The sequence below is a fragment of the Agarivorans sp. Alg241-V36 genome, assembly GCF_900537085.1.
Lineage (GTDB): Bacteria > Pseudomonadota > Gammaproteobacteria > Enterobacterales > Celerinatantimonadaceae > Agarivorans.
In genome coordinates this window covers 195,684-209,174 of record NZ_UNRE01000002.1, presented here as the reverse complement: position 1 = coordinate 209,174, position 13,491 = coordinate 195,684, and the positions used below count along the sequence as shown (strand labels likewise).

8 protein-coding genes are annotated in these 13,491 nt (G+C 46.5%); 6 read left to right on the top strand and 2 right to left on the bottom strand.

Translation table 11 applies throughout. The features are described 5' to 3' along the window. Nucleotides 1-198: 198 nt before the first annotated feature. Complete coding sequence (locus tag G6R11_RS05380) at nucleotides 199-1,860, top strand: AMP-binding protein (protein ID WP_163132066.1); 1,662 nt, start codon at nucleotides 199-201, stop codon at nucleotides 1,858-1,860. 76 nt (nucleotides 1,861-1,936) lie between these two features. On the opposite strand, the gene G6R11_RS05375 is transcribed toward G6R11_RS05380, so the two are convergent. Next, a complete protein-coding gene (locus tag G6R11_RS05375) occupies nucleotides 1,937-3,226 on the bottom strand; it encodes a carbohydrate porin (protein WP_163132065.1) in 1,290 nt (429 codons plus the stop codon). Between the two features lie 610 nt (nucleotides 3,227-3,836). Between G6R11_RS05375 and G6R11_RS05370 the strand changes: the two genes are divergently transcribed. Beyond that, nucleotides 3,837-4,961 (top strand): endo-1,4-beta-xylanase, encoded by a 1,125-nt coding sequence (locus G6R11_RS05370; RefSeq protein ID WP_163132064.1) that lies wholly within the window; start codon nucleotides 3,837-3,839, stop codon nucleotides 4,959-4,961. Between the two features lie 146 nt (nucleotides 4,962-5,107). Continuing rightward, on the top strand, nucleotides 5,108-6,367 hold the full coding sequence (icd, locus tag G6R11_RS05365) for an NADP-dependent isocitrate dehydrogenase (RefSeq protein ID WP_163132063.1): 1,260 nt from the start codon (nucleotides 5,108-5,110) through the stop codon (nucleotides 6,365-6,367). 4 nt (nucleotides 6,368-6,371) lie between these two features. On the opposite strand, the gene G6R11_RS05360 is transcribed toward icd, so the two are convergent. Next, complete coding sequence (locus G6R11_RS05360; RefSeq protein ID WP_163132062.1) at nucleotides 6,372-6,887, bottom strand: adenylate kinase; 516 nt, start codon at nucleotides 6,885-6,887, stop codon at nucleotides 6,372-6,374. Between the two features lie 491 nt (nucleotides 6,888-7,378). Here G6R11_RS05360 and G6R11_RS05355 point away from each other — a divergent pair, with 491 nt between their 5' ends. From G6R11_RS05355 to G6R11_RS05345, 3 genes are all read left to right on the top strand, one after another. Further along, the gene (locus G6R11_RS05355; RefSeq protein ID WP_163132061.1) at nucleotides 7,379-9,820 is read left to right on the top strand and encodes a carbohydrate binding domain-containing protein; all 2,442 of its coding nucleotides are present in this window, start codon (nucleotides 7,379-7,381) and stop codon (nucleotides 9,818-9,820) included. An 80-nt stretch (nucleotides 9,821-9,900) separates the two neighbouring features. Continuing rightward, the gene (locus G6R11_RS05350) at nucleotides 9,901-10,641 is read left to right on the top strand and encodes a hypothetical protein (protein ID WP_163132060.1); all 741 of its coding nucleotides are present in this window, start codon (nucleotides 9,901-9,903) and stop codon (nucleotides 10,639-10,641) included. A 32-nt stretch (nucleotides 10,642-10,673) separates the two neighbouring features. Continuing rightward, entirely contained in the window at nucleotides 10,674-13,445 is a 2,772-nt protein-coding gene (locus G6R11_RS05345) for a carbohydrate binding domain-containing protein (RefSeq protein ID WP_163132059.1), read from the top strand. Nucleotides 13,446-13,491: the final 46 nt, after the last annotated feature.

Here is a 13,491-nt window from a genome sequence, read left to right as displayed (position 1 = left end):
CACAAAACTGGTTACTTGATGAAATTGGCTAATGATTTAGCTCAACGATTCACAAAAATACGCTAGGGTTTATTATCCCAATCAGCTAATCTTGCGGGCAAAAATAGATAAGGCCCAAACAGCATATTATCTGCTTGGTAAAACCGCTTGGTTCGCCAAACAGGACTATTAATGCTAACTAATGGGTGAGGATAGAATATGAATTCATCAGACCAACCTTGGTTAAAAAGCTACCCAGACGATGTGCCCGCAGAAATAAGCACAGAGCAATTTGAGAATTTGCTGGAACTGTTTGAACACAGCTGTAAACAGTTTCCCAAGCAAACCGCCTTTATCAACATGGGTAAAAGCCTCACCTATCAAGAGCTAGACCAGAAATCACTAGCCTTTGCCGCCTACTTGCAGCAAGAACTAGGCATGCAAGCTGGCGAGCGCATCGCCCTAATGATGCCTAATGTATTGCAATACCCCATTGCGCTATATGGCGCCCTGCGAGCTGGTTTAGTCGTGGTAAATGTTAACCCGCTATACACTCCTCGCGAATTAAAGCACCAGCTTTGCGACTCAGAAGCTAGCGCAATTGTGGCTGTGACTAATTTTGGCAACAGCCTGCAGCAAGTGATTAAAGACACCCAAGTTAAGCACGTTATTCTTACCAGTATTGGCGACCAACTGGCCGTGCATAAACGCACGCTGGTTAACTTTGTAGTTAAGTACGTTAAAAAAATGGTGCCTAAATACAACTTGCCTGGCGCTATATCGATGCGACGCGCCTTAACTCAGGGCAAAACCATGGCTTATCAAAAGCCTCAAATTAGCGGCGATGACATTGCTTATTTGCAATACACCGGTGGCACCACTGGTGTGGCTAAGGGTGCAATGTTAAGCCATCACAATGTGCTGGCTAACGTGATTCAAGTTTATTATCACTTTGCCCCTCGCACTTTGTTAGACCAAGAACATGCTGTAACACCGCTGCCGCTTTACCATATTTTCGCGAATACCGTGAGCATGATGTTCATCTTGTACATTGGCGGTAAAAACTTGCTAATTACTAATCCGCGAGATCTTAATGGCTTTGTAAACGACCTACGTAAGTACCCGTTTACCATGATCTTTGGCTTAAATACTTTGTTTAACGGCTTGCTTAATCACGCAGGCTTCAGGCAGCTAGATTTTTCTAAAGCCCGTTTCACTATTGCTGGCGGCATGGCGACTCAAAAGCACATCGCCGAGCAATGGCAAGAGCTTACCCAAATGCCGATAATTGAAGGCTATGGACTTACCGAGTGTTCACCAGTTGTGGCCGCAGGTACCCATGAACAACAGGCCTTTATTCCTTCTATTGGCGTGCCCATGCCTAGCACCCAAATTCGGGTGGTAGATGAAGAAGGCAATGAGCTAGATGTTGGTGGCATAGGCGAACTACAAATTAAGGGCCCGCAAGTGATGCAGGGCTACTGGAAACAAGAGGAAGAAACAGCCAACGTAATCACCAAAGACGGTTGGATTAAATCTGGCGATATTGGCCGCATGGACGAACAGGGTTACTTCTTTATTGAAGACCGCAAAAAAGACATGATTTTAGTCTCAGGCTTTAACGTATTTCCGAGCGAGATTGAAGAAGTTGCAACGCTACATCCGTCGATTGTGGAAGCCGCAGCAGTAGGTGTTCCAGACGATGTGAGTGGCGAACGCATTCGCTTGTTTGTGGTGTGTAATGCGCGGGTTGGACGCGATGAGATTAAAAAGCATTGCCGTAAACACTTAACCGGCTACAAAATGCCAAAAGACATAATTTATCGAGAAGAGCTGCCCAAAACCAATGTGGGTAAAATACTCCGCAGAGAGTTACGCTAACAAAAAGGGGCGCAGGTTTACTGCGCCCAACAACTCAAATACACAATAGGTGTAACATTAAGGGTTTATTTAAGCCCTACCACCAAGACTCAAACATTGCGCCCATGGCTAAAGTATCTTGCTCGGCGGCAATCGCTTCGTTACTACGAACTTGGTTATCGGCTTGACCCGCTGTCACGTAAAAGCGCAGCATTGGACGAGCATTGGCAAAGGCGTTAATGGTAACGTTTTGCGATAAGGTCACTTTCCAAGCTTTGTTTTTACCACCTTGGTCGTAATCAACCACAGAGTAACCCGCTTCTAACCAGGTAGAGTGCGTTTCGTTCCAGTTGTACATTGGGCGCATAATGGCACTGTAGTTAGTACGATCATCTTCTGAAGAGTTAGCATCGTAATTGTGGTAGGCACCTAAGTACTCTAAGGCCACTTTCTCATTAAAATTAACCGCACCTTCCAAGCTTAAATACAGCGTGGTTAAGTCTTCGGTTTTATTGAATACGCTGGTATCGGCATTATCTGCATAGCGCGCGATAAACTGATTGCGGCCTTTAGACCAGTTTTGATCTAACACTGCGGCTAAGTGGTAAGCATTGATCTTGTCTTTGTTTTCAATTACGCCATTGTCGTCATATTGGTCGCTTTCAAAGCCGTAGTTGAACAAAAAGCTTAAGGCTAATGAATCAGCCAGTTGCAAGGCATGTAACTTAGAGGTAAGTGCGTAGTTGCCGTTATCTCCAGGACCATCAACTTGACCCACTACCGAGAAGTCTAGTTTTGCCATATCACCCAATTCAAGGTTATAAATACCACCACCTTGACCATCGTGAGACATCCAGAAGTAATCATTTATGCCCTGTTGTGGACGTTGGTGGAAGTCTCGTCCAGCCCAAATGTAAGCGTTAGGTTGCGAAGCAAAAATGTTAGTGGCACCGGCGTAGAATTTTTTAAGCGCTATATCACCATACTCTGATATTTCTTCACCACTTTGCAGCTCTGACTCGTACTTCCACCAGTTTTCTAGCATCAATACCACATCCCAAATTGCGCCACTGTCACTTTGGAAGGCTTTAGCAAATTGAAATTCGCCACCATTGGTTTCGTTACCTAAGCGACCTGTCGCACGCCCCGCTAGCTCACCTTCAGCTTGAACATATTTTTGAAAGTCATCGGAATAATGCAAACCGTAACGCGCATAGCCAGAGAAAATAATGCCCTCTTCAACTTGAAAGTCAGGGTCTAAAACAACCGGTTGTGAGTCTTTAATTTGTTGAAACTGGTCGGCGTTAACCTCATCTTCAGCTGCGCTAGCTAAAGGTGAACAAGTAAGTGCAATTGCCACTGCCGATGTAAGCGCTTTCACGTTCATATAAAACAACTCCTGGAATAATGATATTTTTATGCTTTTTATTTTGCCGCGATGGGGCTGGCGACAACGAAACAGAATATACATCCAAAAAATTGACTAAATTGAGAGCAATATCACGCATGAAAACCTTACCATAGATACAGATCACAAATGAAAGCAAAAGCTGTAATTTATTCTATCGCGCTGTTATAAAACGTAATGCAGCATTAAATATCACCAAACAATAAAAATAAGAATATAAAGTCTTAATTGGTGATATAAGCAGAGAATACAGAAAAGCAACAGTTCAAAGCGAACGCTAACGCCAGTTTATAACAACAAACATTAACTCTATAGAAGACTAACTAGGCAGGATTAAAAGCTATAGCATTAGCGGAGGTAAGCCCTAACCCACCTTTCTTTCTCATTGATTTAAAGGAAATTTAAGGGGACAACTAGTCATTCCAAACTGCCAACTTCCGTTCTAGGTCACAAAAGCAATTTCTTATAAAACGATAAAGTGTTTTAGCAATCCCATGAAAGCGCTTTATCTTGGTTTAATAGGAAAATCTCTCGGCGACAGGTTTTATCAAAGGTTGCTGTTAGCGCTAACAAATATCAAGGATTAGGTATGCGTTCACTATCAATGGCACTCATTTCAACGGCAATTTGTGCAAGCTTAGCTGCTTGCGGAGGCTCCAGCTCAGATTCAGGAGAGCCGATTGAAGTCCCAGAAGTAGCTAGCCTTAAAGATCTCACAGCTAGCTATGTAGGCGCTGCGGTTCCAGCTGAGTACCAAAACTGGTTTTCTAACGGCATTTTATCTCGACCTGATTTGCAAAATGTAGTGATTCAGCATTTTGACCAAATTACAGCAGAGAACATCATGAAGTCCTCTTACTTACAGCCCACTCAAGGCAACTTTAGCTTTGAAGATGCCGATAATTTGGTGAACTGGGCCTTAGACAATGGCGTTACCGTGCACGCTCATGCCTTGGTCTGGCACTCGCAAATGCCAGACTGGATGATAAATTTCAGTGGTAACTGGGAAGACATGATGGAAGCCCACATTACCACCGTAGCTCAGCACTACGCCGGTAAAGTATTTAGTTGGGATGTGGTAAACGAAGCCTTTAACGACAATAACGACAACGGCTACGCCAGCTACCGTGATACCGATGCAAACAGCGGCGGCCATGGTAGCCCTTGGTATCGTAATTTAGGTAAAGACTTTATTCCAAAAGCCTTTACTATGGCGCGCGCAGCAGACGCTAGTGCAGAGCTTTACTACAACGACTACAACATTGAAGATGACGGAGCTAAGCTAAACTCGGTATTACGTTTAGCAGACGAACTGCTGGCCGATGATGTACCAATTAACGGCATTGGATTTCAAATGCACGTAAATTACGATTGGCCAAGTGCAGAAACCATTGGGACTTCTTTTGCCAAAGTAGCTGCCAAAGGCTTGAAGGTTAAAATTACCGAGCTAGACATAAAAATGAACCCCAATGGTGACAGAAATAACTTCACCGCATCAATGGCCCAACAACAAAAAGAGCGCTACCAAGAAATTGTTGCCGCTTATTTTGCCAACGTTCCAGCTAACCAGCGTGGTGGCATTAGCGTGTGGGGTGTGAGTGACGCAGACAGCTGGATCCCTAACTTCACTGGTCATAACGATTGGCCACTGCTATTCGATGAGCAATTAAAACAAAAACCTGCCATTGAAGGTTTCGCCAACGCACTTCAATAGTTTATTGGGCTAAGCACTACACCAGCGCTTAGCCTTTTCTCTTGCTTTAAATCCTTACCACATCACTTCTTGCAGCACTCAGCGTTGCCCCTGTTTAATTCGCCAAGTAGAGTAAAGACCAAGCACTCGTTACTTTTAGGCTTTACATGCCCTATCAACATATTCGCATTCCCGCTGGCGGAGAAAAAATAAGTATTAACCAGCAACAAGAATTGCTGGTACCCAATAAGCCCATCATCACCTACATAGAAGGCGATGGCGTGGGAGTAGACATCACTCCGGTGATGCTAAAAGTGGTTGATACCGCTGTTGAGAAGGCTTATGGCCAGCAACGAAAAATTATGTGGATGGAAGTCTTTAACGGTGAAAAGGCCGCCAATATGTATGACGGCGACTGGTTTCCGCAAGAAACGCTGGGGGCGATTCGCGAACACAAAGTGGCGATTAAAGGCCCGCTCACTACCCCAATCGGCGGCGGATTTCGTTCACTGAATATTTCCTTGCGCCAAGAAATGGATCTGTTTGTGAATATTCGCCCTATTCGCTGGTTTCAAGGTGTCCCCTCGCCGCTTAAACATCCTGAGCTAACCGACATGGTAGTGTTTAGAGAAAACTCCGAAGACATTTACAGCGGCATAGAATGGAAAGCAGGCAGCCCAGGCGCAGAGCGGGTGATTGACTTTCTTCAACAAGAAATGGGCGTGACTAAAATGCGCTTTAGTGAAGAATGTGGCGTGGGCATCAAACACATTTCCGAACAAGGCTCTAAACGACTGATCCGCCATGCGATTCAGTACGCACTGGACCACCAGCGAGAATCGGTAACCTTGGTGCACAAAGGCAACATTATGAAATTTACCGAAGGCGCCTTTAAAAACTGGGGCTACCAATTAGCTGAAGAAGAATTTGGCGCTCAAACTCACAGCAACGGCTATTGGTTAGAGATCCCGCGCGAAAACGGCCAAGCGCCGTTAGTGATCAAAGACATCATTGCCGACAGTATGTTCCAACAGGTGACCTTGCACCCAGAGCTCTACGATGTGATTGCCACCATGAACCAAAACGGTGATTTACTGGCCGATGCACTGGCAGCCCATGTAGGTGGCATTGGCATTGCCCCAGGCGCCAACATGAGCAGCGAAGTCGCCTTTTTCGAACCCACACATGGCACCGTGCCGCGCCTAGCTGGGCAAGATAAAGTAAACCCTTGCTCTATTATTCTATGCGCCCAAATGATGTTAAAACACATTGGCTGGATAAAAGCTGCCGAGCTGATCAGCCAAGGTGTAGACGGCGCCATTGGCGCACGCACCGTCACTTATGACTTTGCTCGAATGATAGATAATGCCAGCGAAGTAAGCTGCTCAGCCTTTGGCGACGAAGTGATCAAACACATGAGCAGCTAAGCCTCTATTCTTGATGTTGTTCAACAAAGCGGTTTAGCTCTGCTACTGAGCGAATCACATAGAGCTTTTTGCCCTTTGCTATCTCTTGCAGCTTCTGCATAAATTCATCATTCCAAAACTTGGGACAAAGCTTTAGGGTTTTATAGCTTTGCAGCGTTCCTTTAATCACCGAACTGCCACTGGGCCAACCTGCGGGTTTAATAAATATTCCTTTTAATAGCCGTTTAGTCACCAGCCAATAACTCACCGCATAGGGTAAATCGATGTAAATAAGCGTATCGGCCGCCTCAAGGCGCTCATAAAAAGAAGATATTGGACCAAAGCCGTCAATTATCCAGTTTTCAGAATGCAATATAGCGCGATGCTTGTAGTCGTAAGCTTGGCGATCTATTTGGCTGCCATCGGCATTAAACAAAATGGAATCTAAAGCATGCAACTCGAGATGTGTTGCCTGAGTCAAAGCCTTGCTTAAGGTTGACTTACCACTGCCTGGTTTCCCAAATATCGCTACTTTTTTCATGTTACCTCCTAACAGTAAAATCCCAAGAGGCAGAAATAGAAAACCCGCCTCGAGGGCGGGTTTCTAGTTTCTAAGCACATCAGCAAACCCACCATTCCTATGGAATGATGATAATTCGCGCTGAAACTTGGCTAAATAATATACTCATAAGTTCATACTTATAGATTAGTAGGTAATTGTCAAATTCACATGCAAGTCTTTAAAGCCACCCAACCTCAAAGCAGTTTCCGGCGTTTCTATTTGATTTGCTTAATTTGCAACTGAATGTCACAGATAGCAGCTTAAATCGCCGCCCTTACCTGCCAATCCAAATCTGAAAACGATATCTTATTAATTTATAAAGATTTATTGATGCTTGTTATTTACTTTGTTAATTGTAGGAGTATGATTAGCCTGCTTTAAAATCATACAATTACTATAAATATAAACTCAAAAGGATTTGAGCGACTAGCAACAACACTGCATTTGCTAGCGGTCAATAGGGAAACTAAATGGCTAAAATTCTGCGCCACAGTATGGTTATGTGCTGTGCAATCTTAATGTGTTTGTCGAGTAACTCATTTGCTGCTCGATACAATGGTGGTGTGGCAATTAACATCGACCAAAATGTTAATTTCAACTTCAATATCGCCAATCAAGGAAACCGAACCGCAACGGTTTGGTACAGCAACAATATGGCAATTGCTATTGAAGGGGCGTCTGGTAGCACTTATGAACGCGCTACCATGGAAAAAATCGTTGCCTTAATGGCTGCATCGAAAGCATCTTTCGAAGAATTCACCGGCCTTCGCAACCTCTCATTGAATGGTTCTTATAAAGGGCGACCCACCATTCAAATACCCAAGGACAATAATGGTGCAGGCGGTCTTGCTGCTCATGGCGTCTTTGGCTTATCGGTCGGTAGCGGTTTGTTTAACCCTTTTTATGAGCGAGTACGCCAAGGGAATATAAGCATTGACCAAGTATGGTTATATGAAATGAATCGGAACTTTTACAAGACCGGTTCTAACGGATGGAATGCTTGGATAGATTGGGCAATGGACGGTAATAACTCAGCCTATGGCTACTGGACAGTTGGCTTCAACAACGCCGCAGCCTTTTGGATTGTTGATGATTTAGGTGTAGGTCTGCACTATTTCGGTAAAGACTATGCTCGCTTTCGCCAAGATCATCGAGACGAACTCAATAAGTACCTAAACAACAATGCTTATACTTTTGATAACGTTTGGGCTACCAGCAAACTGCCTTGGCGTAACGGTACCATCAACACACTAATGTCAGCGGTCTTGCTGGAGTGGTATGACACCTTAGGAGGCAAGGCTTTTGTACAAAGACTTTATCAACAAATAGACAACAACCCACGTCTGAGTAACCGCTTTGCTCACCAACAAGCACGAGATAACTGGTATCGCATTGTGAGTCGAGCGAGTCGCAGCGACCAAGTACAATACTTCGAAAATACTCTGCGCTGGAGTATCTCTAGCTCAGCCAAAGCGCAAATACAAAATGAGCTCGGTGGCAATAATGGCGGTGGTGGTAATGATAGCGACATCATCATAGAGGCTGAAGATGCTCAACTCTTTGGTCTGTTCAAAATAGGCAACGATAGCGCCGCGTCAGCCGGTCAGTACATTCATGCTGAATACCAAGGCAAATACTACAGCGAAAACGTAGAAGCTAACCGTGCCGAGCTTAGCTTTACAGCTCCTAAAGCGGGTTTGTATGCCCTCAAAGGCACCACCTTTGCGCCGAACAATCAAGCAGACTCGTTCTACATAAAAGTTAACGACAACCCTCGTCAGGTTTGGGATACCAACAACACCTCATACTATGAGGAGATGGATGTTAACTACCGTAACGAAGCCAACCAAGTTGAGATTGATATCTCAGCAGGGCAACACAAAATCGTAGTCTATGTACGTGAAGACGGCACGCGTTTAGACCGTCTGCGCCTGGTTCGCATTGGTGCGGGTAATGGCGGCCAAGATGATGGTGAAAACGGTGGCTACGACGGTATTCCCCGCCCTATCACTATTGAGGCAGAGAGCGCCAATTTGTCTGGTGAGTTTAAAGTAGGTAGTGACAGTGCTGCTCAAGGTGGTGCATACATCGACTCCGCCTATAGCGGTAGCTACTACGAGGGCAATACTAGTAATCCTCATCGCGCTAAGATGTCCTTTATTGCCACTGGCGCCGGGCGTTACCTAGTGAAAGGCACTGCTTATTCGCCTACCCAAAGCGCTGATTCATTTTGGATCCAAGTAAACGATGGTGACATTCATTTGTGGGACACCTTAGCCACCGCTGCTTATGATGAAATGGACGTAAATTCACGTGGTAATACCGACAGCCTTGAAGTTCAGCTAAACGAAGGCCAAAACACTATCACAGTATATGTTCGTGAAGATGGTACTCGCTTAGACCAACTGCGTTTACTACCCGTAGACGGGAACGGCGGCGGTGAAGAGCCTCCAATTCCTGAACCAGAAGTAAACCTGCTGGTAAATGGTGACTTTGAAACAGGCAACAGCACAGGCTGGGTTTCTGGCTACTCAGCCACCACCACCACTACAACCAGTGCTTATAGCGGCAATTATGCGTTGTTAAGTAAAGACCGTAGCGCTTGGTATCACGGTCCCAAGCAAGACGTCATCAGCATGCTCAACGTGGGCAGCAGCTATAAACTCAGCGCCATGGTGCGCATGGTTTCTGGCAGCAGCACTAAGATTGAGTCTCGCTTGCTTACTCAAGATAGCGCTGGCCATGTATGGCACAAACTAGGCCAGGTATCAGGTAGCACTGCCTGGCAAGAGATCAGCGCCGAATTCACCGTTCAAGCGAGTGGTAGCCTGATCAATGCAGAGCTGTTTTTCTTCGGCCCAGATGCAGCTAAGAGCTTCATCATTGATGAAGTATCGCTGACCGAGCAATAAACGCTTGAGGCTTGGCCAACCTTGCGTCGGCCTAGCCCATCCTCGCACCGCTTTAATTGTATTTGATACAAGAGAACGACATGAAAAAGACAGCCCCTTTAGGCGCACTTGCTCTGCTGACCGCGAGCTTAGCCGCCTTGTACAGCCTAAATAGCAATGGCCCTCAACAAGACTTAGAGCAAGCCTTAATTCCACCACCTCAGCAAAAAGCAACCAGCAGCGCTGAGCAAACAAACCAACCCGAAGGTAGCGATCTAAGCGCTAAACACGGCAAGACCATTACGCCTCAGGCGCCCATCACTGAGAAACAGCAACAAGCGCTTCAGCTGGCAAGCGAAGAAGGTAGCGTAGCCAACTCCCTACCGCGCGAAAGCCATGTTCGCGCCTGGAACGTATTACCAGAAGTTCCTGCCCAATTTGAAGAACTGCTAAAAGACGGAACCGAGCGCCGCTTTGTCGAGTATTCGAATCTCAATGTGCAAGATTTACGGGTTGGTGATCAACTGGACATCCCAGTCCCGCAATTGGATGAGAACTTCGTCACCGAAGTTGTCAGTGTTGTGCCGCTAGATCATGGCGGTAAAGACATCATCTCTCGTTTTGATACCGGAAACGGTGAGAACTACCTAGTCACGCTTACCTCTGGCCAAGATGCGCTATATGCCACCATCGATACCCCTTATGAAACTTACTTCATTCAGGGGCACAGCGGTGAAGCTTGGATCATATCGAGTCGAGAAATGAGTTCGCTACGCAGCTGGAATCACTCTGACGAGCTATTGCCTGAGCCCGTGGTAACTCCCAAGCCGCCGATTAACTAATTCACTACAAAATCTATAAGAGAAATCACAACATGTTTCAAGGAAAGAAAAAAGCTACGGCAAAGCTAGGAATTTGCCTTGTTGGCTTGCTCGGCTCTGCCGTTGCACAAGCCACGCATACTGTTGATGTGATGGTGCTTTACACACCCGCGGTAAAAGCCGAACAAAGTGGTGCCATGGACACCTATATTAGCCACCTAATCAGCACCACAAATACTGCCTATCAAAATAGCGGTATGAATATAGAAGTGCGCTTGGTGCATAGCAGTGAGTATAACAAGGCTGGTGCTACCGCGATGAGTAGCAACGCGCTAAACCAATTTCGCCAAGATCAGAATGTAATGAATTTACGCACTGAGCATGGCGCCGACATCGTGACCCTACTCACTATGCCCAGCAACAGTACTTGCGGTTTAGGCTACGTAGGTACCGGCTCCAACGGTCGTTTTGATGGCTATTTCAAAAATTGGGCTTACAACTTTGTTGGTGGCAGCTCGGGCTGTGACTCACTTACTTTTGCTCATGAACTCGGCCACAACATGGGCCTTGGCCATTCTCGAAAACAAAACAGTTTAGGTGGCGTATTTGACTACGGCACAGGCTACGGGGTTGACCGCTCATTTAGTACTATCATGGGCTACCCTCAAGCCTTTAGCACCTACACTCGCGTTCGTCAGTTTTCTGATGCGTCCGTTTCTACTTGTCGCGGCTACCCTTGTGGTGTAGATAAGAACACTGCAAATGGCGCGGAAGCGGTGGACGCGATTAATGCGGTCGCTCCGCAGCTAGCGGCATGGTATCCAACTGCCAACAACGGCGGTGACAATGGTGGTGGCGACAACGGCGGAGATAACGGCGGCGGAGACAATGGTGGTGATAATGGCGGCAACAATAATGATGTCATCTTAGAAGCCGAAAGCGCTAGCTTGTTTGGTTTGTTTAGAACCGGCACCGATAACGCAGCAAGTGCGGGGGGTTACATCGATACAGCTTTTCAAGGCAACTACTACGACGATACGGTTAGCACACACCGTGCCGAGCTGAAGTTTACCCTCGAACAATCTGGGATCTACCGTTTAAAGGGTACCGCTTACTCTTCTAGTAACAAGAGCGATTCGTTTTGGGTGCAAGTTGATAATGGCACCCGGCACTTATGGGATACTTTAAGCACTCCGAGTTACGATGAGATGGATATTAACTCGCGCAACGTCAGTGATACCGTTGAGGTCGACCTGAGCCGCGGTGAGCATTACATCAATGTGTATGCGCGTGAAGACGGTGCTCGCTTGGACCAAATCCGCTTAGTTCGCATCGGCGATAGTAATAACGGTGACAACGGTGGTGGAGATAATGGTGGCGGAGATAACGGTGGTGGCGAAACCGGCAATGAGCCAAGCACCATTGTGATTGAAGCAGAAGATGCCCAGCTCTATGGTATCTTCCGCCGAGGCAACGACAGTGTAGCTAGCGCAGGCAGCTACATTGATTCAGCCCTAAACGGTAACTACTACGAAGGCAATGCGGTAAGCGCCAACCGCGCCGAGCTAAGCTTTTATGCCACCGGTGCTGGGCTCTACAGCTTAAAAGCCACTAGCTACGCGCCAACCGCAACCGCAGACTCATTCTGGTTTAGCATCAATGGCGGTGAGCGCCACCTATGGGATACCCACAATCTAGCCGAGTACCAAGAGATAGACGTAAATGCGCGCGGCATTTCGGAAACCTTCGAGGTTGAGCTAACTCAAGGTGACAACACAATTACCTTCTACGTTCGCGAAGATGGAGCCCGCCTAGACCAAGTTCGCTTCATTCCTGTAGATGGAAGTGGTGGCGATAATGGGGGTGACAATGGCGGCGGCAGTGAGCCTCCACAGCCAGCAACTAACCTGCTAAAAAATGGTGACTTTGAGAGCGGCCAAACCACTAATTGGAAGTCTGGATACAGTGCCACCACTAATATCACTACCAACGCTTACAACAGCAACTATGCACTACTCAGTAAAAACCGTTCCCAGTGGTATCACGGTCCCAAGCAAGACGTGTTCAACGCGGTAAAAGCTGGGCAACGCTACTTGTTATCCGCTCAAGTGCGCATGAGCTCAGGAACTGGCGTAATTGAGTCACGCTTATTGATTCTCGATGACGCTGGCCATACTTGGTATAAGCTAGGCAAAGTATCTGGTAACTCTAGCTGGCAAGAACTAACCGCCGACTTCACTGTGCAAGCCACAGGTGCTATTCAAAGCGCAGAACTATTCTTCTTCGGACCCGGTGCGGGCACCGAGTTTATCATTGATGACGCCAAGCTAAACGACTGGCAAGAAGCTGAAACACCCACTGACCCTAACGATCCAACAGATCCTACTAATCCTGGTGATGGCGGAGAAACAGGTACAATTTCGGCTGAACTACTCGCCGCAGTTAATGAAGCCAGAAGCGTCGGCCGCAACTGCGGCAGTAGCTATTATGCGGCTACCACTCCAGTGCAATTTCATCAGTCTTTGCAACTGGCTGCGCAGGAGCATTCCGACAACATGGCCAATAATAACTTCTTCTCGCACACCGGTCAGGATGGTTCAGATTCCAACGACCGAGCTCGTAAGCACGGCTACGACAAGTACTGGGCAGGTGAAAACATTGGCGCTGGTTATGGCTCAGTTGCTGATGTGATGAACGGCTGGCTAAATAGTGAAGGTCACTGCCGCCACATAATGAATTCTAACCATAAAGATTTTGGTGGTGCTAGTGCTGAAAACAGTAACAGTAGCTATCGTATCTATTGGACATTGTTGCTGGGCTACTAAAACCCTGTGAATAGAAAAACGAGGCAAATGCCTCGTTTTTTTTATC

Coding starts and splice junctions, on each gene's coding strand:
- G6R11_RS05355 (WP_163132061.1), top strand. CDS start 7,379: ATGGCTAAAATTCTGCGCCACAGTATGGTTATGTGCTGTGCAATCTTA.
- G6R11_RS05345 (WP_163132059.1), top strand. CDS start 10,674: ATGTTTCAAGGAAAGAAAAAAGCTACGGCAAAGCTAGGAATTTGCCTT.
- G6R11_RS05350 (WP_163132060.1), top strand. CDS start 9,901: ATGAAAAAGACAGCCCCTTTAGGCGCACTTGCTCTGCTGACCGCGAGC.
- G6R11_RS05370 (WP_163132064.1), top strand. CDS start 3,837: ATGCGTTCACTATCAATGGCACTCATTTCAACGGCAATTTGTGCAAGC.
- G6R11_RS05380 (WP_163132066.1), top strand. CDS start 199: ATGAATTCATCAGACCAACCTTGGTTAAAAAGCTACCCAGACGATGTG.
- icd (WP_163132063.1), top strand. CDS start 5,108: ATGCCCTATCAACATATTCGCATTCCCGCTGGCGGAGAAAAAATAAGT.
- G6R11_RS05375 (WP_163132065.1), bottom strand. CDS start 3,226: ATGAACGTGAAAGCGCTTACATCGGCAGTGGCAATTGCACTTACTTGT.
- G6R11_RS05360 (WP_163132062.1), bottom strand. CDS start 6,887: ATGAAAAAAGTAGCGATATTTGGGAAACCAGGCAGTGGTAAGTCAACC.